Origin of the sequence: Rhizobium skierniewicense (assembly GCF_014196515.1) — a bacterium.
Lineage (GTDB): Bacteria > Pseudomonadota > Alphaproteobacteria > Rhizobiales > Rhizobiaceae > Agrobacterium > Agrobacterium skierniewicense.
In genome coordinates this window covers 194,891-216,048 of sequence record NZ_JACIDV010000006.1, presented here as the reverse complement: position 1 = coordinate 216,048, position 21,158 = coordinate 194,891, and the positions used below count along the sequence as shown (strand labels likewise).

At 57.9% G+C, this 21,158-nt stretch carries 21 protein-coding genes; 11 read left to right on the top strand and 10 right to left on the bottom strand.

Annotated features, from left to right (window positions below; genetic code table 11):
* Positions 1 to 10 precede the first annotated feature (10 nt).
* From mtaB to GGQ73_RS11620, 3 genes are all read right to left on the bottom strand, one after another.
* Positions 11 to 1,285, bottom strand: coding sequence for a tRNA (N(6)-L-threonylcarbamoyladenosine(37)-C(2))-methylthiotransferase MtaB (mtaB, locus tag GGQ73_RS11630; protein WP_183896396.1), 1,275 nt, complete (start codon positions 1,283 to 1,285; stop codon positions 11 to 13).
* Positions 1,282 to 2,184, bottom strand: coding sequence for a diaminopimelate epimerase (gene dapF, locus GGQ73_RS11625; RefSeq protein ID WP_183896394.1), 903 nt, complete (start codon positions 2,182 to 2,184; stop codon positions 1,282 to 1,284). The genes mtaB and dapF overlap by 4 nt, the downstream gene beginning before the upstream one ends.
* A gap of 110 nt (positions 2,185 to 2,294) precedes the next feature.
* On the bottom strand, positions 2,295 to 3,365 hold the full coding sequence (locus tag GGQ73_RS11620; protein ID WP_183896392.1) for an MBL fold metallo-hydrolase: 1,071 nt from the start codon (positions 3,363 to 3,365) through the stop codon (positions 2,295 to 2,297).
* A 338-nt stretch (positions 3,366 to 3,703) separates the two neighbouring features.
* Between GGQ73_RS11620 and ffh the strand changes: the two genes are divergently transcribed.
* From ffh to trmD, 5 genes are all read left to right on the top strand, one after another.
* Positions 3,704 to 5,284 carry a signal recognition particle protein gene (gene ffh, locus GGQ73_RS11615; RefSeq protein WP_183896390.1) on the top strand — a complete coding sequence of 527 codons (1,581 nt, stop codon included), beginning with the start codon at positions 3,704 to 3,706 and terminating at the stop codon, positions 5,282 to 5,284.
* A gap of 8 nt (positions 5,285 to 5,292) precedes the next feature.
* On the top strand, positions 5,293 to 5,610 hold the full coding sequence (locus GGQ73_RS11610) for a chorismate mutase (protein ID WP_174154322.1): 318 nt from the start codon (positions 5,293 to 5,295) through the stop codon (positions 5,608 to 5,610).
* A gap of 32 nt (positions 5,611 to 5,642) precedes the next feature.
* Positions 5,643 to 6,020, top strand: a complete 378-nt coding sequence (gene rpsP, locus GGQ73_RS11605) for a 30S ribosomal protein S16 (protein WP_174154321.1) — start codon at positions 5,643 to 5,645, stop codon at positions 6,018 to 6,020.
* A gap of 118 nt (positions 6,021 to 6,138) precedes the next feature.
* Entirely contained in the window at positions 6,139 to 6,711 is a 573-nt protein-coding gene (gene rimM, locus GGQ73_RS11600; protein ID WP_183896388.1) for a ribosome maturation factor RimM, read from the top strand.
* A gap of 1 nt (position 6,712) precedes the next feature.
* Positions 6,713 to 7,414 (top strand): tRNA (guanosine(37)-N1)-methyltransferase TrmD, encoded by a 702-nt coding sequence (trmD, locus tag GGQ73_RS11595; RefSeq protein WP_174154319.1) that lies wholly within the window; start codon positions 6,713 to 6,715, stop codon positions 7,412 to 7,414.
* Here trmD and GGQ73_RS11590 read toward each other — a convergent pair.
* Entirely contained in the window at positions 7,396 to 8,142 is a 747-nt protein-coding gene (locus tag GGQ73_RS11590) for a sulfite exporter TauE/SafE family protein (RefSeq protein WP_174154318.1), read from the bottom strand. The two genes, trmD and GGQ73_RS11590, sit on opposite strands and share 19 nt — an antisense overlap.
* A gap of 270 nt (positions 8,143 to 8,412) precedes the next feature.
* Between GGQ73_RS11590 and rplS the strand changes: the two genes are divergently transcribed.
* The 3 genes from rplS (at position 8,413) to GGQ73_RS11575 (ending at position 10,967) form a co-directional block, all read left to right on the top strand.
* Entirely contained in the window at positions 8,413 to 8,979 is a 567-nt protein-coding gene (gene rplS / locus GGQ73_RS11585; protein WP_045230967.1) for a 50S ribosomal protein L19, read from the top strand.
* Positions 8,980 to 9,365: 386 nt separating this feature from the next.
* A complete protein-coding gene (locus GGQ73_RS11580) occupies positions 9,366 to 10,118 on the top strand; it encodes a transporter substrate-binding domain-containing protein (protein WP_174154467.1) in 753 nt (250 codons plus the stop codon).
* Positions 10,119 to 10,151: 33 nt separating this feature from the next.
* On the top strand, positions 10,152 to 10,967 hold the full coding sequence (locus tag GGQ73_RS11575; protein WP_252094033.1) for an amino acid ABC transporter permease: 816 nt from the start codon (positions 10,152 to 10,154) through the stop codon (positions 10,965 to 10,967).
* 3 nt (positions 10,968 to 10,970) lie between these two features.
* Here the strand turns inward: GGQ73_RS11575 and GGQ73_RS11570 are convergent, their stop codons facing one another.
* Together GGQ73_RS11570 and GGQ73_RS11565 are read right to left on the bottom strand one after the other, a co-directional pair.
* A complete protein-coding gene (locus GGQ73_RS11570; RefSeq protein ID WP_252094034.1) occupies positions 10,971 to 11,486 on the bottom strand; it encodes a nuclear transport factor 2 family protein in 516 nt (171 codons plus the stop codon).
* 122 nt (positions 11,487 to 11,608) lie between these two features.
* Positions 11,609 to 12,898 carry an MFS transporter gene (locus tag GGQ73_RS11565; RefSeq protein ID WP_183896386.1) on the bottom strand — a complete coding sequence of 430 codons (1,290 nt, stop codon included), beginning with the start codon at positions 12,896 to 12,898 and terminating at the stop codon, positions 11,609 to 11,611.
* A 413-nt stretch (positions 12,899 to 13,311) separates the two neighbouring features.
* Here GGQ73_RS11565 and leuC point away from each other — a divergent pair, with 413 nt between their 5' ends.
* Positions 13,312 to 14,721, top strand: coding sequence for a 3-isopropylmalate dehydratase large subunit (gene leuC / locus GGQ73_RS11560; RefSeq protein WP_174154316.1), 1,410 nt, complete (start codon positions 13,312 to 13,314; stop codon positions 14,719 to 14,721).
* 42 nt (positions 14,722 to 14,763) lie between these two features.
* Here the strand turns inward: leuC and GGQ73_RS11555 are convergent, their stop codons facing one another.
* Complete coding sequence (locus GGQ73_RS11555; protein WP_183896384.1) at positions 14,764 to 15,312, bottom strand: L,D-transpeptidase family protein; 549 nt, start codon at positions 15,310 to 15,312, stop codon at positions 14,764 to 14,766.
* A 194-nt stretch (positions 15,313 to 15,506) separates the two neighbouring features.
* Here GGQ73_RS11555 and GGQ73_RS11550 point away from each other — a divergent pair, with 194 nt between their 5' ends.
* Together GGQ73_RS11550 and GGQ73_RS11545 are read left to right on the top strand one after the other, a co-directional pair.
* Positions 15,507 to 16,190, top strand: a complete 684-nt coding sequence (locus GGQ73_RS11550) for a response regulator transcription factor (protein WP_183896382.1) — start codon at positions 15,507 to 15,509, stop codon at positions 16,188 to 16,190.
* Between the two features lie 87 nt (positions 16,191 to 16,277).
* Complete coding sequence (locus GGQ73_RS11545) at positions 16,278 to 16,733, top strand: cyclic nucleotide-binding domain-containing protein (protein ID WP_174154313.1); 456 nt, start codon at positions 16,278 to 16,280, stop codon at positions 16,731 to 16,733.
* A 3-nt stretch (positions 16,734 to 16,736) separates the two neighbouring features.
* Here GGQ73_RS11545 and GGQ73_RS11540 read toward each other — a convergent pair whose 3' ends face one another.
* The 3 genes from GGQ73_RS11540 to GGQ73_RS11530 form a co-directional block, all read right to left on the bottom strand.
* Entirely contained in the window at positions 16,737 to 17,540 is an 804-nt protein-coding gene (locus tag GGQ73_RS11540; protein WP_183896380.1) for an exodeoxyribonuclease III, read from the bottom strand.
* A 95-nt stretch (positions 17,541 to 17,635) separates the two neighbouring features.
* Positions 17,636 to 18,298 (bottom strand): outer membrane lipoprotein carrier protein LolA, encoded by a 663-nt coding sequence (locus GGQ73_RS11535; RefSeq protein ID WP_183896378.1) that lies wholly within the window; start codon positions 18,296 to 18,298, stop codon positions 17,636 to 17,638.
* A gap of 154 nt (positions 18,299 to 18,452) precedes the next feature.
* Positions 18,453 to 21,083, bottom strand: a complete 2,631-nt coding sequence (locus GGQ73_RS11530) for an FtsK/SpoIIIE family DNA translocase (RefSeq protein WP_183896376.1) — start codon at positions 21,081 to 21,083, stop codon at positions 18,453 to 18,455.
* Positions 21,084 to 21,158 lie beyond the last annotated feature (75 nt).

The window sequence follows — 21,158 nt, the reverse complement described above, 5'->3', positions numbered from 1 at the left end:
TATCGTTCGGTCAGGCCGCTTCTGCTGCCAGACACTGCATGTCTAAGTGTTTTCCGTTGTGACCCGTAATCACAACCTGCGCAAGGGTGCGGGGCGGAAGATCGGGTGCAGCAACGAGCGTGAAGTTGTCGGTGTGGGCAAAGCCGTTATTCTCAACGAGGATGGTCTGCCGACTGCCGACCATGTTGGCAAGATGCACCTGCTGCAGAGCCTCGCCGCGCTCGCGAAGTCTGGCGGCCCGGTTTTTCACCAAACCACGGTCCAGTTGCGGCATGCGCGCGGCGGGAGTTCCGGGGCGCGGGCTATAAGGAAAGACATGGAGGTTGGAAATGCCGCATTCTTCCGCAAGAGTTGCGGCATTTTCGAACATTTTCTCGGTTTCTGTCGGAAAACCAGCGATCATATCCGCGCCGAAAGCGATTTCGGGCCTCAACGATTTGACCTGATGACAGAAGGCGATGGCATCTGCGCGCATATGGCGGCGCTTCATGCGTTTGAGGATCATGTCGTCGCCATGCTGGAGCGACAGATGCAGGTGCGGCATGAAGCGCGGCTCGTCTGCGATCAGGTCAAGCAGATGATGGTCTGCCTCGATGCTGTCGATGGAGGATAGGCGCAGGCGCAGGATGTCCGGTACTTGTCTCAGCAAAGTCTTGGCAAGGTATCCAAGGGACGGTTCCCCCGGAAGATCTGCGCCATAGCTGGTCGCATCGACCCCCGTCAGAACGATTTCGCAATAGCCGTTTTCGGTCAGCTTGCGGGCCTGTTCGACCACGGCACCCATGGGCACTGAGCGCGAATTGCCGCGACCATAGGGAATGATGCAGAAGGTGCAGCGGTGGTCGCAGCCGTTCTGCACCTGAATGAAGGCGCGCACATGCCCGTCGATATGCTTGATCATCTGCGGCGCGGTGGCCTTGATGCTCATGATATCGTTGACACGTAGCTTTTCTTCCGCTGAAACGCCAAAATCTGGCAGCGCCCGGTAGGAGGCGCTTTTCAGCTTCTCCTCGTTGCCCAGCACGACATCGACTTCCGGCATTTCGGCGAAGGTCTGCTTTTCGGTCTGAGCGGCGCAACCGGTGACGATGATGCGCGCATGCGGATTTTCGCGTCTTGCGCGACGAATGGCGGCGCGGGCCTGACGCACGGCCTCGCCTGTGACGGCGCAGGTATTGACCAGCACTGCGTTGTTCAGCCCCGCCTTTTCAGCTTCAGACCGCATGACTTCGGATTCGTAGGTGTTGAGACGACAGCCGAAGGTTATGACATCGACGCCGCTCATAGCGCCGCCTTTGCTTGCGCCGCATCGCGGCTCCAGGCGCCGGTTTCGGGATCGGCCCGGCCTGACCATTCCCATTCTGCGGGACCCGTCATGACGACGTGATTGTCGTGTCGCCATTCGATGATGAGGGGAATGCGAACGGGGCTGGAAGCCACATCGATCTCGACGGTGCGACCGGTGCGACCCGTGCGGGCAGCAGAAACGGCAGCGGCGCAGGCGGCGGAACCACAGGCCAGCGTCAGACCCGCGCCGCGCTCGAAGGTGCGGGTGCGCAAGGCGGTGTCGGAGACGACCTGGGCCAGCGTGATGTTGGCCTTTTCCGGGAACATCGGATGGTTTTCCAGCAGCGGACCGAAACGCTCCAGATCAAACGTCATCGGATCGTTGGTCACCCAGAAGACCGCATGCGGATTGCCCATGGACATGACAGCGGGCGAATGCAGGACGGGGTTGTCGATCGGCCCGATCTGAAGCTCTATGCGGCTGGTATCGTAGAACTCTTCGGAAAGCGGTATATCGTCCCAACGGAAGCGTGGCAGGCCCATATCGACCGATATCATGCCGTTTTCGTGCTCGCTGGCGTTCAAAATGCCAGCCACGGTCTGGAAGGTGAAGGTCTTCTTGCCGGTCTCGGATGCCAGCGCCTGCACGACACAGCGTGTGCCGTTTCCGCAGGCCTGCGCCTTTGTGCCGTCGCAATTGAGGATGTCGATATAGGCGTCCGTTCCCTGCGCCCGGGGATCGTGGATGGCCATGATCTGGTCGAACGCGGTTTCGGGATCGGAATTCAGCGCAATCGCCGCCTGCGGTGTGACCATGTCTTTGCGTCCGCGCATATCGACAACGAGAATCTTGTTGCCAAGGCCGTTCATCTTCGCAAATTCGACCGTATCAGACATGCCCTAAACCCGTTTGAGATATATGCGCGCGACAACCGTATTTTCCCCTATATGGCGGAAATGCGCGCACATTACCAGTCTGGACCAGTCTGGGTACTTCCAACTGGTCGTCAGACGTAGGGTACGTCGAAGACCTCACTTGGGCGCATGGGGCGAAAGCGATCCTGAGCGACACCATGCTCGCTCAAGGCTGTTTTCAGCGCAATGATCGGCGCGTCGATTGCTTCATCAGTGAGCTGGACGGTGCCCCAGTGGTGTCCACAGGCGTAGGCGGCATTGCAAATCTTCATGCCTTCCACAGCCTCTGTCGGGTTCTGGTGGTGGCCTTTCATGAACCAGCGCGGCTCGTAGGCCCCGAATGGCAGATTTGCGAGGCGGAAACTGCCGTGTTTCTTGGCCGCAGCGTGATAATTCAGACCGCTGTGAAAGCCGGTGTCGCCAATGTGGTAGATTTTACCGCCCAGTGTTTCGATGACGAAGGCCGACCACAGCGCCATACGGCGGTCGTTCACCCCGCGCGCCGACCAGTGATGGCAGGGCTCGAAATGGATTTTCACGTCTGGCGCCACGTTCAGCACGTCACCCCAATCACCCACTGAAATCTTCGCCGCTTCGACGCGTGTGCGAATGATGACATCATTGCCGAGCGGCGTGATGAAGTGCGGCTTGTGGTGGATGTGCAGCTGCTGAAGCGTTTCCATATCCAGATGGTCGTAATGATTATGTGTGATCAGCACGAGATCGATGGGCGGCAAATCGTTGAAGCGGATACCGGGTGGATTGACGCGCTTGGGTCCGGCGAAGCTGACAGGGCTGGTTCGCTCCGACCAGACGGGATCGACCAGAATGTTCATGCCTGCCGTCTGAATGAGAAAGGATGCGTGGCCGATGAATGTCACCCGCAAATCTTTCCCGTCCACGCGTTCAGCGGGCTTTACGAAGGGAAATGGGCTGGGATAGGTTTCAGGCCACGTTGCCTTCTGTCCATCGAAGCGCCACTTCATCAGGTCGAGAAAGCCATTGGGCGCCTCGCCGCCGGGGTTGAAGAAGCGCTTGCCGTCGAAGTGATCCGACGTCGGGCCACTATAATAGGCACTGGCACGGGATTGGCGTGCATAAAGGCCGCCACCGGCTAGGAGGGCACCAAGGAAGGAAAGTTTGAAGAGCGCGCGTCGTTTCATGACGAAGCTATATGCCGTGCGCCATCGCCTCTTCAAGCGGGCAGATGCGTATAGGTGTTATTTTCACGAAGACGTCAGCGGTTACGTCCGTGTCAAAAATCCATGCTTTGCCTTGACTCTCTCAGCCTTTTCCTGTTAACCGGCGCTCATCAGCTGGCAGTTTCATGACCGCAGCCGCCGACCGGGACCCGCAAGGTATAAAGAGATCCTGGAGGCAAACATCCGACAGCGCAATGCGCCCTCGGGTGCTTTTTGGCTATGCCCCTTCCTGGGCGTCTTGTTTTTGGCAGCAAAACCACCGACGTTTCGGAAACCCCGGAACGAAGAAGGATGACGCGATGTTTGAAAACCTCCAGGACCGCCTTGGCTCCATTTTAAATGGACTGACCGGCCGTGGCGCGCTTTCGGAAGCCGATGTGACGGCGGCCCTGCGCGAGGTTCGTCGTGCGCTGCTGGAAGCGGACGTTGCGCTGGAAGTCGTGCGGTCCTTTACCGACAAGGTGCGTGAGAAGGCCGTGGGTGCCTCGGTTCTCAAAGCGATCAAGCCCGGCCAGATGGTCGTCAAGATCGTTCATGACGAGCTGGTCGAGATGCTGGGCTCCGAAGGCGTGGCGATCGATCTTCATGCGGCGGCCCCCGTCGTCATCATGATGGTGGGCCTGCAAGGCTCTGGTAAGACGACCACCACCGGCAAGATCGCCAAGCGCCTGACCGACCGCGACAAGAAGAAGGTGCTGATGGCATCCCTCGACACGCGTCGTCCGGCAGCGCAGGAGCAGCTTCGTCAACTCGGCGTTCAGACCGGCGTCGATACGCTACCGATCATTGCGGGACAATCGCCGACCGATATCGCCTCGCGCGCCGTGCAGGCCGCCAAGCTCGGCGGCCATGATGTCGTGATCCTCGATACAGCCGGTCGTACCCACATCGACGAGCCGTTGATGATGGAAATGGCGGACATCAAGAAAAATGCCAAGCCGCATGAAATTCTGCTGGTTGCCGACAGCCTGACAGGTCAGGACGCCGTCAATCTGGCCCGGAATTTCGATGAGCGCGTTGGTATCACCGGCCTCGTACTCACCCGTATGGACGGCGATGGCCGCGGCGGTGCTGCCCTTTCGATGCGGGCTGTCACCGGCAAGCCGATCAAGCTGATCGGTACCGGCGAGCGCATGGGTGAACTGGACGAGTTCCATCCGCGCCGTATCGCCGACCGTATTCTCGGGATGGGCGATATTGTTTCGCTGGTCGAAAAAGCTGCTGAAAACATCGATGCGGAAAAAGCCGCAGCGATGGCCAAGAAGATGCAGTCGGGCAAGTTCGATCTGAACGATCTGGCCGATCAGTTGGGCCAGATGAAAAAGATGGGCGGCATGGGCGGCATCATGGGCCTGATGCCAGGCATGTCCGGCATGAAGGACAAGATGGCCGCTTCAGGCCTCAACGACAAGATGTTCGACCGCCAGATCGCCATCATCTCGTCCATGACCAAGGCCGAGCGCGCCAATCCCGACATGCTCAAGCACAGCCGTAAGAAGCGCATCGCTGCCGGTTCCGGCACGGATGCGGCCGAAATCAACAAGCTGCTCAAGATGCATCGCGGTATGGCCGACATGATGAAGGCCATGGGCGGCAAGGGCAAGGGCGGCATCATGAAGCAGATGATGGGCGGCCTTGCGGGCAAGATGGGTCTTGGCGGTGGAATGGGCGGCCTACGGGGCGGGATGCCTGATCTGGCCAATATGGACCCCAAGCAGCTCGAAGCGCTTCAAAAGCAGGCGGAGGCCGCGGGTCTGGGCAAACCAGGTGGTATGCCACAAGGTCTTGGTGGCATGGGCGGTCTTCCCGGTTTGGGCGGACCCAAGTTGCCGGGCCTCGGCGGACTTCCGGGTCTTCCGGGTTTTGGCAAAAAGAAGTGAGTGCTGTCATGACCGATGCAGACGTAAAGGCTCAACTTTCACAATATCGCCAGTCCATCGACAATATCGATGCTGCCTTGGTGCATATGCTTGCGGAACGGTTCCAGCGCACCAAAGCGGTTGGCGTTTTGAAAGCAACTCACGAATTGCCGCCGGCAGACCCGGCGCGCGAGGAATACCAGATCGAACGCCTGCGCCATCTGGCAAAGGCCGCCGATCTGGACCCGGATTTTGCTGAGAAGTTCCTGAACTTCATCATCAAGGAAGTCATCCGGCATCATGAAGCCATTGCCGCTGAACACAACGGCACCGACAAGACCGCCTGACCGGCGGGCAAGCCATTATAAGGAGAAACAACATGGCACTGAAAATTCGTCTCGCACGCGGTGGTTCCAAGAAGCGCCCGTACTACCAAATCGTCGTTGCTGACGCCCGTTCGCCACGCGACGGCCGTTTCCTCGAGAAGGTCGGTTCCTGGAATCCAATGCTTGCCAAGGACAATGCTGATCGCGTCCAGATCAACGGCGACCTCGTCAAGGAATGGATCGCCAAGGGCGCACAGCCGACAGACCGCGTTCTGCGCTTCCTTTCAGAGGCTGGCATCGTGACGCGCGACGCGCGCAACAACCCTGAAAAGGCAAAGCCAGGCAAGAAGGCAGTCGAGCGCATTGCCGAGAAGAAGCAGAAGGCCGATGATGCCGCTGCTGCTGCCGCAGAAGCAACTGCAGCCGAATAAGTCCGGTTTGCACGATTTGAACGGGTGGTGTGGATTTCCGCGCCACCCGTTTGTGTTTATTTTGACGGCAACATGCCGTACATAGATTTTAAAAGACGAACACCGAAACGGACGACCGATGGCAAAGCTGGAAAACCCCATTCTCATGGCCAAGATTGGCGCGGCACAAGGGCTGCGTGGCGAAGTGCGGGTCAGCTCTTTCACGGATGATCCGACCGCATTGGGAGAATATGGCAACCTGATTGCCAGCGATGGCCGGGTGTTCGAGATTCTCGAGATACGCGAAGCAAAGACGGTGGTGATCGTGCGCTTTCGTGGGGTCAACGACCGCAATGCTGCTGAAGCTCTGAACGGGCTGGAACTGTTCATCGAGCGTGACAATCTGCCCGACGACGATCTGGACGAAGACGAATTCTATTACACCGATCTGGAAGGGCTGGAAGCCGTCGACGCCGAGGGCAATAGCTATGGTTCCGTTGCTGCCGTTCATGATTTCGGCGCGGGTGATCTGCTGGAGCTGAAAGGCGCTGGTCGGCGTCCGACGCTTATTCCATTTTCCGAAGCGGCGGTTCTGGAAATCGACCTTGAAGGTGGAAAGATCCTGATCGATCCGCTGGCGGCTGGCTTGGTCGATAATCCAGATGACGGCAAGGACGACCCGGATCATCCGATCTTCGGCAAGAAAAAATAACATGACATTCAAGGCAACCGTGCTGACACTCTACCCGGACATGTTTCCGGGGCATCTCGGCCATTCGCTGGCGGGCCGGGCGCTGGAGCGAGGTCAGTGGCAGATCGAGCCTGTGCAAATCCGCGATTTCGCCACCGACAAGCACCGCAGCGTGGATGATACGCCAGCCGGCGGTGGCGCCGGCATGGTGCTGAAGCCGGATGTGCTGGCAGCGGCGATAGACGATGTTTCAGACGGCGGTTCAAGGCCAAGGCTTTTGATGAGCCCGCGTGGCAAGCCTTTGACGCAGGAACGCGTGCGTGACCTTGCGCAAGGCGAAGGCGTCATCATCATCTGCGGTCGTTTCGAGGGCGTTGACCAGCGGGTGATCGATGCCCGTAACCTCGAAGAGGTGTCCATAGGCGATTATATTCTGTCCGGTGGTGAGCCAGCGGCATTGACGCTCTTGGATGCCGTGGTGCGCATTCTGCCCGGTGTGATGGGCAATGATCTCTCCGGCGTTCATGAAAGCTTCGAAGGCGGCCTTCTGGAACATCCGCATTATACCCGCCCGCAAGTGTGGGAACAGCGCGACATTCCCGCCGTTTTGACGTCTGGAAACCACAAGGCCATCGATACCTGGCGTCATGAGCAGGCGGTCGCGCTAACACGGGAGCGCCGTCCCGATCTTTTGGAAACGCCTGCTCAGGTCGAGACGAAATAATAGACCGATAGCAATAGTCCGACCGAGATCACCAAAGCGCGGATGATCCATTGTGGCACGCGCCGCGCAATATAAACGCCGCTGTAACCGCCAAGCGCGGAAGCCGGGATCATGATCAGCGCTGCGGGCCAAGCCAAGACGCCACCGCCCACGAATACCACGATGGCGACGGCTGCGATGACGACCGCAAGCAGGTTCTTGAGCGCGTTGAGGTGGTGATAACTTCCACCTGCCGTCAATCCCAGCATGGCCAGCATCATGATGCCCATGCCCGCCCCGAAGAAGCCGCCATAGATCGAGGTGAAGAACTGCCCGACGAGGCTGGCGGCATTGCCGGGAACGCGTTCTGCATTTGCGCGGGGCCGCAGCCAAGGACCAGCCGCAAACAGAAGCGTAGCGGCAAGCAACAGCCAGGGCACGAGCTGGCGAAAAGCGGGATTGTCCAGCGACAGAAGCAGGAGCGCACCAGCAGTCGAACCAGCGATGGAGAGCAGGGCCAGAAAAACGGCGCTTTTCCAGTGTGTGCGAATTTCCGGCCAATAGGCGATGACGGATGTCACGTAGCCTGGAAATTGCACGATGGAAGAGGTTGCGTTGGCCGAAATCGGCGCGATGCCGGCTATCGTCATGGCCCCGAAGGTCAGGAACGTGCCACCACCTGCGATGGCGTTGACTGCACCGGACAGAAAGCCGCTGGCAAGCAGCAGAAGAATGATGAACAAAGACATGGCTCCTCCCGGCGCATCCTGCGCCCGTCTCACTCCATATCCGTTGACGTGATTGCCGACAATTCGCTCATGACCGACAAAATAATCTTGTAAAAGGGATGACAAATGCGCCGTCTTGCTGTAATGGCCCGCGTGGAACTGGGGTTTACCCCTTTAACCGCAAGCAAAGAATAGTGAACCCGCTCCTGCCGCAAGGCATGGTCCCGAGACCTGGTTTCAAGGGATGACAGTTGAGCGCTCTGGCTGTTTCAGAAGAACTCAGAGGTTAATATGACCAACATTATAGAACAGCTGGAAGCCGAACAGGCTGCCAAGATTGAAGCGAAGCGCAAGCTTCCAGAATTTTCCCCAGGTGACACCGTTCGCGTCAACGTGCGCGTGACGGAAGGTACACGTACGCGTGTACAGGCTTACGAAGGCGTCGTTATCGCCCGTTCCGGCGGCGGCATCAACGAGAGCTTCACCGTTCGCAAGATTTCCTATGGCGAAGGCGTCGAGCGCGTATTCCCGGTTTACTCGCCGTTGGTTGAAGGCGTTGAAATCGTTCGCCGCGGTAAGGTCCGTCGCGCGAAGCTCTACTACCTGCGCGACCGTCGCGGCAAGTCTGCCCGTATCGTTGAAGACACTGGCGTTCGCGCTCGCAAGCTCAACGATGGCGAGCGTCAGGCCGCCGCCGAAGAAAAGGCACGCATCGAAGCTGAAAAGGTTGCAGCAGCTCAGGCTCTGGCCGCTGAAAAGGCCGCAGCAGAAGCTGCTGAAGCCAAGGCAGCCGAAGAAGCCGCAGCAGCAAAGGCCGCTGAAGAGGCTGCGAAGCCTGCCGAAGGCGCAGCTGAATAAGTTTTTCCGGTTTTCGGAAATTTTGATAAAGGCGGTCTTCGGGCCGCCTTTTGTTTTTGATGCGTGATGTCTGCTGGCGTTTGTTGTTGGTGGGTGTGGCTTGCCCCCCTCTACCCTGCCGGGCATCTCCCCCTCAGGTGGGGAGATCGACTCGTGGATCGCGCCCAGCCATCTTGAACGCTGCGGGAAGAGTGGTGAGCATTCGTCTTGCTAATCTCCCCCCTTGAGGGGGGAGATGCCCGGCAGGGCAGAGGGGGGGTAGGCAAAGCCTACCATCCAATGCACTCTTGCTCTCACGCTTCAAACCATGTCATTTTCCCGCATTGCCAGCAGGAGACACGCCATTGCTCAGACGCTCTTTTCTCATCGCCATTGCCGCAACGCTTATGTCGCACGTGATTTCCTTTGCCGCCGAACTGCCGGACCTCAAGGAGAGGACCGTCGTTGTCGTTACCGAAAACGCCTATCCGCCGCTGCAATTTGTCGATCCCACATCCGGCGCAGCTATCGGGTGGGAATATGATGCGATGGGCGAGATTGCCAAGCGGCTGAATTTCAAGGTCGAGTATCAGAACACATCCTGGGATGCGATGATTCAGGCGGTGTCTGATGGGCAGTACGATATCGGCATGACCGGCATCAGCATCAAGGACGAGCGTAAAGAGAAGGTGGACTTTTCCGATCCTTACATGCGCTCGGAAATGTTTATGCTGGTGCGTGCCGACGAGACGCGCTTTACCGATGCCAAGAGCTTTGCAGCCTTCGACAAGGGGCTTGTGGGTGCGCAGGCGGGTACGACGCCGTTCTATACCGTTGTCTACGACGTGCTTGACGGAAACGAGCAGAACCCACGCGTAAAGCTGATGGAGACCTTCGGTGCGACCGTGCAGGCGCTGAAGACCGGCGATGTCGATCTGGTGCTGACAGATGGCGTTGCGGGTAAGGGTTATGTGGAGGCATCCGGCGGGGCATTGAAGCTGATCGGCGGCCCCTTGGGTGGCGATGATTTCGGCTTCATCTTCAAGAAGGGGTCCGATCTGGTCGCCCCCGTGAACGCCGCAATTGCGGCGCTGAAGGCGGATGGCACTTTCGCTAGGCTCGAAAAGAAGTGGTTTCTGGATTACAAGCTTGGCCAGTAAGCGGATGTGGCCCGACCAGCGAAAGACGGGCGCGTGAGCGTCCGCCGCCAACCCTCCGCTTCCGATGATTTTCCATGGTGGCTGGTAGCGATCATTGCCATCGGGCTTGTGCTGGCCGTCCTGATTGCAATGAACGGCCTCTACACACAGGTGTTCAACACGGTCATCAAGGGTGTCGGCATGACGGTGTTCGTCACCTTGGTGGCGTTTGCGCTGGCATCGCTGTGGGGGCTGGTGATTGCCGTGCTTGGCATGGCTGACCACATCCTCCCGCGCCAGATTGCTCGTTTCTATATCGAAACGGTGCGCGGCATTCCGGTTCTCGTCGTGCTGTTCTTTATCGCCTTCGTCGGCGCGCCTGCTGTTGTCGGTGCGATCAACTGGATGATGACGCCGCTGGTTCAGGCTGGATGGATGGAGGCAATGCTGGTGAGGGATTTTTCGCTGACCTGGCGCGCCATTCTGGCCCTGACAATCTGCTACGCTGCTTTCATCGCTGAAATCTTCCGGGCCGGGATAGAGGCCGTGGATCAGGGGCAGATCGAGGCGGCCAAGGCGCTGGGCCTCAATCGCTTCCAGCGCTTTCGGCTGGTGATTTTTCCGCAGGCGATCCGCACGATCTTTCCGCCGCTATCGAATGATTTCGTGTCGATGGTGAAGGATAGCTCTCTCGTATCGGTTCTGGGCGTGATGGATATCACCCAACTGGGCAAGGTCTACGCTGCCGGATCGTTCCGGTTTTTCGAAACCTATTCCATCGTCGCCTATATCTATCTCATACTGACGCTTGGGCTCTCGCTGGTGCTGCGGCGTGTAGAAAGATCGCTACGCCGCAGTCCAAGGGGATAGAGCTTACTGATCTTTCAGCGCTGAATCCCAGTGTTCGTCGGCCTTGCCATCGACGAAGCGCCATGTGTCGAACCACGTCGTCGTATAGGTTTTGGTCGGGTCTTTCGGGTCCTTGACCTCACGCACGAAGCCGACGGTGACGAGATCGCCCTCTGCCGTGACGAAGACGACGGGTGAGCTGATTTTATCGGGGATTGGCTTTTTTTCGACTTTCAGGACTTCGGTGAAGAACTTGATCACGCCATCGCGTCCCGATGCGGCGTTTGGATTGTGCTGAATATAACGTTCGGTCAGGTATTGGTCGGCTTTGTCCCAATGGCCAGCCTCCAACAGATCGCGGATGATCTTGTAGGTCACCTGCTTGTTGGCATTCAGCTTGGGGTCTGGACTGGTGAAGAGGGCTTCCGCATCCGCTGCCTTGACGACGGCCTCCTGCGCATAAGCGGGAAGGGTGGCAAGTGAGAAAGCTGGCAGTGCCAGTGTGAAGCTTAGGGCCATGTTTCTGATAAGGCGGATCACGGTGTTCTCCTGTCGTGCGCTGCGGTGGATGCACGAACCATAGGGCGCGGAGAATGGCGCCGAAAGAAGGCAGTTTTTCCGCCGCTGGTAACACAGAGGGAACCAGCGGCGGTCAATATTTATCAGGCTTCTACGCCTTGTGCCTTCGCCCGTTTTGCAATCATGCGACCGGCGATGATGACGAGAACGCCTGCGACCGCTAGGCATGCGGAGAGGAAGAACATCGGTGCGATGGTGCTGCCTGTCTGGTCCTTGATCCACGGTACGACGTTCTGGGCCACGAAGCCGCCGAGATTGCCAACCGAGTTGATGGCGGCGAGGCCTGCTGCGGCCCCGGCTCCCTTCAAGAAGCGACCGGGCAGGCTCCAGAAAACGGGCTGACCCGCAAAAATGCCCGCAGCGGCGACACACAGAAAGGTGAACTGCACGACAGGTGCCGTCACAAGCGCCGACATCAGAAGGCAGAATGCGCCGATAAAGGCGGGGCCGACGATGAAGGGAATTTTGTTCTGTGCGCGATCGGCTGCTGCTGGCACGAGGTAAAGAGCAATCGCAACACCGATCCAAGGGATGATATTGATGAAGCCGTTGGTGGTGTTGGACACGCCGAAGCTCTTGACGATGGTCGGAAGCCAATAGCTGAGACCATATGCAGCCAGCGGAAAGCCGACGAAGCAGAGCGACATGAACAGGACCTGCGGATTGATCAATGCCTTGAAGCCGTTTTCAGCATTTTCTTCCATGTTGGAATTTTCAGAGGCGATACGCTTGCTCAGCCAGTCCTTCTCGTCTGGGGTCAGAAACTTCGCCTTTTCTGGCGTGTCGTCTAGATAAAAGATCGTGAAAATGCCGGCAATGACGGCGGGAACACCGGTTGCGAGGAACACCCACTCCCAGCCCGCTAGACCCATGACGCCATCGAGATCAAGCAGCATGCCGCCCAATGGGGCGCCGATGGCATTGGCGAGCGCACTGAAGATCATAAACAGGCCGACCATGCGACCGCGATAATCACGCGGGAACCAGATCGTCAAGAGATAGAGAACGCCGGGGAAGAAGCCGGCTTCGCAGGCACCCAACAAGAAGCGAAGGATGTAAAACATGGTTTGGCTATTGGTGAAGGCCAGTGCGATGGTGACCAGTCCCCAGGAGATGATGATACGGGCAAACCAGCGGCTGGCCCCGAACCGCGTCAGCAGCAGGTTGCTGGGTACTTCGAAAATGAAATAACCGATGAAAAACAGCGACGCGCCCAGACCATAGGCATATTCGCTCAAGCCCAGATCTCCGACCATTTGCAGCTTGGCGTAGCTGACATTCTGCCGGTCGATATAGGCAATAAGGTAGAGAATCCCCAGAAACGGCATCAGCCGCCAGGTGATTTTGGAAATAAGTGCCTTTTCAGATACCAAGACGTATCCTCCCTCTCACTGCGGCGCGTGCAGTTCTGATCTGATCATGGCCCCCGCCCCTCACGCCTACGTTATAGCATCGTGAAACGGCTCGGACAGACCCGAACACGCGAAAGGCGATTTTATCCCATCATGAAGAAATTGTTGCGACTGCATCGGTTCAATTCGCTCGAAACGACAATATTGCCGATGAAAAGCCGATCTGCTATGAAGGCTGAATGGGATCTAAATTCGGATGTCTCGCGCAAAACATTTTCGTTCTGCAGGACCACAAGCGCCTGCCGGCACGTTTTTTCGCGCGCATATCCGGTGCGCTTGGCGGTCGACTTACTTTCGCCTGACAGTCCGTCCAAGAGGCTGTCGGCCTTTTGCATATACCCCTTTTCCTGATACAAAATTTGGTGGATAGAGCCATGAGCGCACCTCGTACCCTTTACGACAAAATCTGGGACGACCACGTCGTCAATCGCGACCCGGATGGGACCTGTCTTCTCTACATCGACCGTCACCTTGTGCATGAGGTGACGAGCCCGCAGGCTTTTGAGGGGCTGCGGATTGCCGGGCGTCCCGTTCATTCGCCTGCCCGCACGCTGGCTGTGGTCGATCACAATGTGCCGACGACTGCCGACCGTGTTGAAGGTATCAAGAACGAGGAAAGCCGCATTCAGGTGGAAGCGCTGGCCCGCAATGCTGCGGAATTCGGCGTTGAATATTACTCCGAGCGCGACAAGCGACAGGGTATCGTTCACATCGTCGGACCCGAACAGGGCTTTACGCTGCCAGGCATGACCATCGTCTGTGGTGACAGTCACACCTCCACCCACGGCGCTTTCGGTGCCTTGGCGCATGGGATCGGCACATCTGAGGTCGAACATGTGCTGGCCACGCAGACACTGATCCAGAAGAAAGCCAAGAACATGCTGGTGCGTGTCGATGGCAAAATTCCCGATGGTGTGACGGCGAAGGACATCATCCTTGCCATTATCGGCGAAATCGGCACGGCTGGCGGCACCGGCCACGTGATCGAATTTGCTGGCGAAGCGATCCGTTCGCTTTCGATGGAGGGCCGCATGACGGTCTGTAACATGACTATCGAGGGTGGCGCACGCGCCGGTCTGGTCGCGCCTGACGAAACGACGTTCGAATACATCAAGGGCAAGCCGCGCTCACCCACCGGTGAAACGCTCGAACAGGCCATTGAATATTGGAAGACGCTGGCATCCGACGAAGGCGCGCATTACGACAAGGTCGTGGTGCTGAACGCCGCCGATCTGCCGCCGATTGTTTCCTGGGGCTCTTCGCCAGAAGATGTGATCTCCGTGCAGGGTGCGGTTCCCGATCCAGCAGACATTGCGGATGAGAACAAGCGCAATTCCAAGCAGCGCGCCCTGGAATATATGGGGCTGACGCCGGGGACGAAGATGACGGATATCGCCATCGACCGCGTTTTCATCGGTTCCTGCACCAATGGCCGCATCGAGGATCTGCGAGCAGCTGCAAAGATCGTAGAGGGTCGCAGGGTCGCACCGACGGTGTCTGCGATGGTCGTCCCCGGTTCTGGCCTGGTTAAGGAGCAGGCGGAGAGGGAAGGTCTGGACAAGATTTTCCTCGACGCGGGCTTCGAGTGGCGCGAACCTGGCTGCTCCATGTGTCTGGCTATGAATGATGACCGTCTGGCTCCCGGCGAGCGTTGCGCCTCCACCTCCAACCGCAACTTCGAGGGTCGTCAGGGTTCCAAGGGCCGCACGCACCTCGTATCGCCTGCCATGGCGGCTGCGGCTGCGGTGGCTGGCCATTTCGTGGATGTCCGCGACTGGAAGTAAGTTCTGAGGGCGGCCGAAGCAGGCCACTGTTTCGGCCGCGTGCTATAAAACCATGATCTTTCGGCCTTTATGCAGAAACGGCAAAATTCGTTGCATGTCTCGTGGATGAAAAGCAATACATCCGGCCGTCGGTTCATAGCCTGGGCGGATCATGTGCATGAAAATTGCTGAGCCAAGATTGCGGCGGCGTGACGTCACGTTCCAGTCCAGCACGAGGCAGACGTCGTAAAGGCTGTCCGACCTATACATCTCTTCGTGACTGTTCTTGAACGGCGCCTTGACCAGCCTGTTGTAATTGGGATGATCAGGCGCATCGCACCAGAGCATAGTGCTTTGTATGCGATGCATCTTAAGCGATGTGCTGAATGTTGGCGTGCTGTTACCCCGGTGAAAGCCGTAAAGAAATGCCATGGTGGCGATGGGTGTTTTCCCGTCGCCCTCGCGTTTTCGAATTGTACGCCCATTGCGACCGATGGCCGCAGGGAACGTCAGTTGGCCCAATTGCAGCAAAGCGCGGCTTTTGTTGCCCGGTGCTGGACGGACAAGCAGTTTCGAGCTCGTTTTTTGCTGTTTTTCCGTGCGTCTGATCATCATTCTCACGAGATTTTGCTTTGCAGGTGTGCCAACGTGACCTCATAGCTCGGTGTTATAGTGTGACAAAGGGTTGACGTTTCGGTGTCAAACCGCTGAATTGGTTCACGAAAGCGAAAAGCATATCGATCCTGGTCACACCTGCGCTCTGGCGCGATTTGCTTTTAATATAAAATGAAAGGCTGAGATATCCCATGACGGCCCGTACACTTCTTCTGGTAGATGACGATGACGACCTCCGCGAAACGCTTGCCGAGCAATTGTCTCCCTATGATGAGTTCAATCTTCTGACCGGAGCTAACGCCAATCATGCAATACAGACCGCGAAATCCGCGCAGGTCGATCTGCTGATCATGGATGTCGGGCTACCTGATATGGACGGGCGCGAGGCAGTGAAGCTGATGCGCAAGAATGGTTTCAAGGCCCCGATCATCATGCTGACTGGCCATGACACCGATTCCGACACGATTCTGGGTCTAGAGGCGGGCGCCAACGATTATGTGACGAAGCCTTTCCGCTTTGCCGTGTTGCTTGCCCGCATTCGGGCACAGCTTCGTCAGTACGAGCAGAGCGAAGATGCAGTATTTACCGTCGGCCCCTACCAGTTCAAGCCCAGCCAGAAGCTGCTGACCACGGAAGACGGCAAGAAAATACGCTTGACGGAAAAGGAAGCGGCCATCATTCGTTATCTCTACCGCGCTGGCAGCGCCGTGGTGACGCGCGACGTGCTTCTGGAAGAGGTCTGGGGATATAATTCGGGTGTGACAACACACACGTTGGAAACCCATGTCTACCGCCTCCGCCAGAAAATCGAGCGAGATCCATCGAATGCGGAGCTACTGGTCACCGAAAACGGTGGCTACAAGATTGTGCCGTAACGATAATTCCGGCGGTGCGGCTCTTGTCTTGGCCGCTCCGTTGTTCGAAAACCAGTGCTATTATCAGGTCTTGAGGTTTCAAACGATATGGCACTGAACGACGATATCCATCTTCTGGCGCAGGTGCCCCTTTTTCAAGGGTTTAGCGACGACCAGCTGCGCCTGATCGCGTTCGGTGCCGAAAGGCGCAGGATTGCCGAGGGACAGGCTTTGTTTCGCGAACACTCTCCGGCAGAATGCGGCTTCGTCATCGCGCGTGGCGGCTTTGATCTCTACAGCACGGGACGCCATGGCAAGCCAGAGCTACAAGCCCGACCACAGACAGGGTCATTGCTGTCGGAACTTGCACTGTTTACGCTGTGCGAACGCAAATACACGGCGGTCGCACATGAAGATTCCGAAGTGATCCGCATTACCCGCATCCTTTTCCACCGCATGATCGAAGAGTTTCCCGACGTCGCCGACGTAGTCCTCACCCGTATTCGCGATAATATTGCGGGACTTTCCTCAGGTGCGACCGCTCTTCAGGGGCGGTTTTCTTAAACCTCAGAACTTGAAATGCGCGGTGACCGGAACATGATCCGAGGGGCGGTTCCAGCCGCGGGCTTCACGCAGGATTTCGATTCGGTCCAGAGATGGCCCAAGATCCTGCGATGACCAGATATGGTCAAGGCGGCGGCCACGATTTGCTGCTTCCCAGTCCTTGGCGCGGTAGCTCCACCACGTGTAGATTTTTTCGGTCTCCGGCACGTTGAGGCGCATAAGGTCCAGCCAGTTGCCTTTTTTCATGATCTCCAGCAGACCTTCGGTCTCGACAGGTGTGTGGCTGACGATTTTGAGAAGCTGTTTATGAGACCAGACGTCGTGTTCCAGCGGTGCGATGTTGAGGTCGCCGACGAGGATCGACGAGGTGCCTGGAATGCTATCTGCAGTCAGCCCCTTCATTTCTTCGATGAAGTCGAGCTTGTGGCCGAATTTCGGGTTGATCGAGCGATCTGGCTCGTCACCGCCTGCGGGAACATAGAAGTTGTGAAGGCGGATTTTGCGCGAGCCGACCTTTACGATGCCGGATATGTGGCGCGCGTCGCCGATGCCGCAGTAGTCCTGCCGATGATCTTCCGTCAGCGGCAGTTTCGAGGCGATGGCCACGCCGTGGTAGCCCTTCTGGCCGTGAATGATGACGTGCTCGTAGCCCAAGGCTTTCAGGGGCTTGAGGGGAAACTCGCCATTCGGGCATTTCGTTTCCTGAAGGCAGAGCACATCCGGCTTGTAACGCACCAGAAACTGCTCAACGATCGGCATGCGCAGCCGCACCGAGTTGATGTTCCAGGTGGTGATCGAAAAGGTCATGCCTGCGCTCCGTTGGTCCTTCAAGACAAGGTGGAGGCAGGCTTATTACATCGGCCAGAAAACGGAAATGCTTTTCTCGTCCTTTTGGTAGTGCATTAGCCGCGACTGCGGACTTCCTCATAGTTGATGGCAAAGACCTTGTCGTCCAGAGCCATACCGGTCTGAACATTAAAAATCATGACCGTTGTATCCTTGTTCTGCGCGTCCGTTGTGGTCCACTGGCGCAGATCGAACGTCTTGGGATCGAACATCAGCGTGATCGTCGAATCGCCGAAGATGCTTTTGTCGCCTAAGACGATGGTCGTCAGGTCAGACTCCTGCTTGACGTCGCGGACCTTCTGGTTGCCCAGATCGATCTTATCGGAGAGGAGTAAGCTGAGGGGTGTCTTCGACAGCGGGTAGAGGTCCCAGGTGTTCAGCTTGTTGTTGCCGATGACGACATTCTTGCCATCTGAGATAACGCGCATAGGCGAGGGGTCTTCATAATTGAAACGGAGCTTGCCTGGACGGGCGATGTAGAATTTTCCACCGGTCTGTTCACCGCGCGGGCCGAACTGCACGAATTCACCCATCATGGTTTTGACGGAAGAGAAGTGACTGGCGATCTTCTGGGCAGTGGCGTCCTGCGCAAGGGCCGTCAGCGGCTGAAGTGCTGCCAGAGCTGCCGTTGCGGAAAACAGGGTCATCAAGCCGCGACGCGTCATGCTGCCATCAAGGCCGCAAGACTGCGCGGAAACGACCGGGAAATTCTTTTTCATTTTTTTCTCCTTTATCGTTTCTTCTCTGCCAAAAAAACGCGGCGTCTTCATGACATAACCGACTGATATAACGCCGGAACGCGATCTTGGTTGCTGACATCGACGTGAACGAAATCATCCTTGGTGAGACCGTGCAAATACGAGGTTCCGCGCATCAATCCTGCTCGGTCGGCACCAGAATTTCGCGCTTTCCGGCATGGTTGGCAGGGCCGATGATGCCTTCCTGCTCCATGCGTTCGATAAGCGATGCGGCGCGGTTGTAGCCGATGCCCAGACGACGCTGCACATAGGAGGTGGATGCCTTCCCATCGCGCAGCACGACGGCAACGGCCTGATCGTAAGGGTCTTCCGAATCAGCCATGTTGCTGGTGCCCGCAGGGCCGCCGCCATCCTCGTCCTCATCCTCTTCGGTGATGGATTCCAGATATTCCGGCGATCCCTGGGTCTTGAGGTAAGCGACGATATCTTCCACCTCGTTATCGGCCACGAAGGGGCCGTGGACGCGCTGGATACGCCCGCCACCAGCCATGTAGAGCATGTCACCCATGCCCAGCAGCTGTTCGGCACCCTGCTCGCCCAAAATGGTACGGCTGTCGATCTTGGATGTGACCTGGAAGGAGATACGGGTCGGGAAGTTGGCCTTGATTGTGCCGGTGATGACGTCCACCGACGGGCGTTGTGTGGCCATGATGACGTGAATGCCGGCGGCACGGGCCATCTGTGCCAGACGCTGCACCGCGCCTTCGATGTCCTTGCCGGCAACCATCATCAGGTCGGCCATTTCATCAATGATGACGACGATGTAGGGCAGGGGCTTCAGGTCGAATTCTTCGGTCTCGTACATGGCCTCGCCGGTCTGGCGGTCAAAGCCGGTCTGTACGGTACGCGTCAGAACCTCGCCCTTGTCCAGCGCCTGCTGGACCCTGGTGTTGAAGCCATCGATGTTGCGGACACCGATCTTCGACATCTTCTTGTAGCGCTCTTCCATCTCGCGGACGGTCCATTTCAGCGCCACGACGGCCTTCTTGGGATCGGTAACGACAGGTGAGAGCAGATGCGGGATGCCGTCATAGACGGAGAGTTCCAGCATTTTCGGGTCGATCATGATGAGGCGGCACTGTTCCGGTGTCATGCGATAGAGCAGCGACAGGATCATCGTGTTGATGGCGACCGATTTACCGGAGCCGGTGGTTCCGGCGACGAGCAGATGCGGCATCTTGGCCAGATCGGCGATGACGGCTTCGCCGCCAATGGTCTTGCCGAGTGACATCGGCAGCTTGGCCTTGTTGTTTTCAAAATCGCGCGACGCGATCAACTCGCGCAGATAGACGGTTTCGCGGATCTTGTTGGGAAGTTCGATACCGATGGCGTTACGGCCGGGCACCACGGCCACGCGGGCGGCGATTGCGCTCATGGAACGAGCGATATCGTCAGCCAGGCCGATCACGCGCGAGGATTTGATGCCGGGTGCTGGCTCCAGCTCGTACATGGTGACGACAGGACCGGGACGGACGTGGATGATCTCACCCTTGACGCCAAAATCCTCCAGCACGCCTTCCAGCCTGCGGGCATTCTGCTCGAGAACTTCAGCGCTCAGCGTATTGTCACGAACGACGCTCTTGGGCTCTGCGAGAAGATGAACAGAAGGAAGCTGGAAGCCGTCTCTGGCGATAAAGGATGGCTGAGCATCACGGGCAAGGCGCTCGCTCGGCTTGGGCCGGGCCGAGGGTGGGGTGATGCGGGTTTGGCCAACTGGTGGGCGGGCAATGAATTTCGGGTCGCCGGACAGCACACCATCGGGAAGGCTGTCGTCGTCCTCGTCGCTGTTTATATCATCATCCATGGAAATTGATGGCGGCGTGATTTCGCGCCGCGCACGGGCCTCTGCGCGCTCTTCAAAGGATGGGTCGGCACGTTCCAGTCGGTTGATAGCCGTTTTCAGACGCGATGGCTCGTTCAACGTTCCAAACTCGTAGTCGTTGAAGTCGTAGGGCTGTTCGAACTCGTTGCGCATTGACTTCGGCTTGAGGCCAAACAGGCGGCGGAATCGGGCCTGGGTAATATAGCAGTAGTGGGTCATTGCGCCGAAGGCGAGCAGGCTGCCGAAGAAGCCGTCGCCATCGTCTTCTTCCTCATCGGCGACCTCCTGCACCTTGCGCGCTTTGCTGGGCGCTGCGGTCTGCGCGACGGGGATATCCTCCTCGTCATCGGGAGAGCCGAGGAGGCCGGAGGCGAACAGCATGAGCCATATGGCAGGCACTGCGAAGATAGCGCCGAGGATAGTGGCAAACGTGCCTGTGGGATACGCGCCAATGAAGAGAGCAGGAAACCGCAGGATCATGTCGCCGATGACACCGCCGATGCCATTGGGCAATGGCCATGTCAGTGGTGCGGGGAAGCAGCCGAGTGACGCGGAAGCAATGAAAGCGCCGCTCAACCAGGCAACCAGGCGGGCCGGAATGCGGTTGAACCTGCGACCGGAAATCAGCGCGAATGCCCATGCCAGGATAGGCAGCATGGCGATGAGCGCCGAAAGCCCTAAGAACTGCATCATGATGTCGGCAAAGATGGCGCCGCCATGTCCCAGCAGATTGGTGGGCGCATTGCCGGTGGCGTAGGACAGACTGGGGTCTGCGACATTCCATGTGGCCAGCGCCGTGATGCCGAGTGCCAGTATCGCCAGCAGTGCAAAGCCGCCCAGCGCCATGATCTGGCGCACGACAAATGCCGTCAAGATGAAGCGGCCGTCACGACCGTCGAATGTCGGAGTGTTCACTCTGTCCATGTCCTGAGCCCGTTGGTCCTTAGATCGTTTTCGCATTTCCGGAAGAAAAGCCTGTCTCTGCTGTTCCTGAAATGC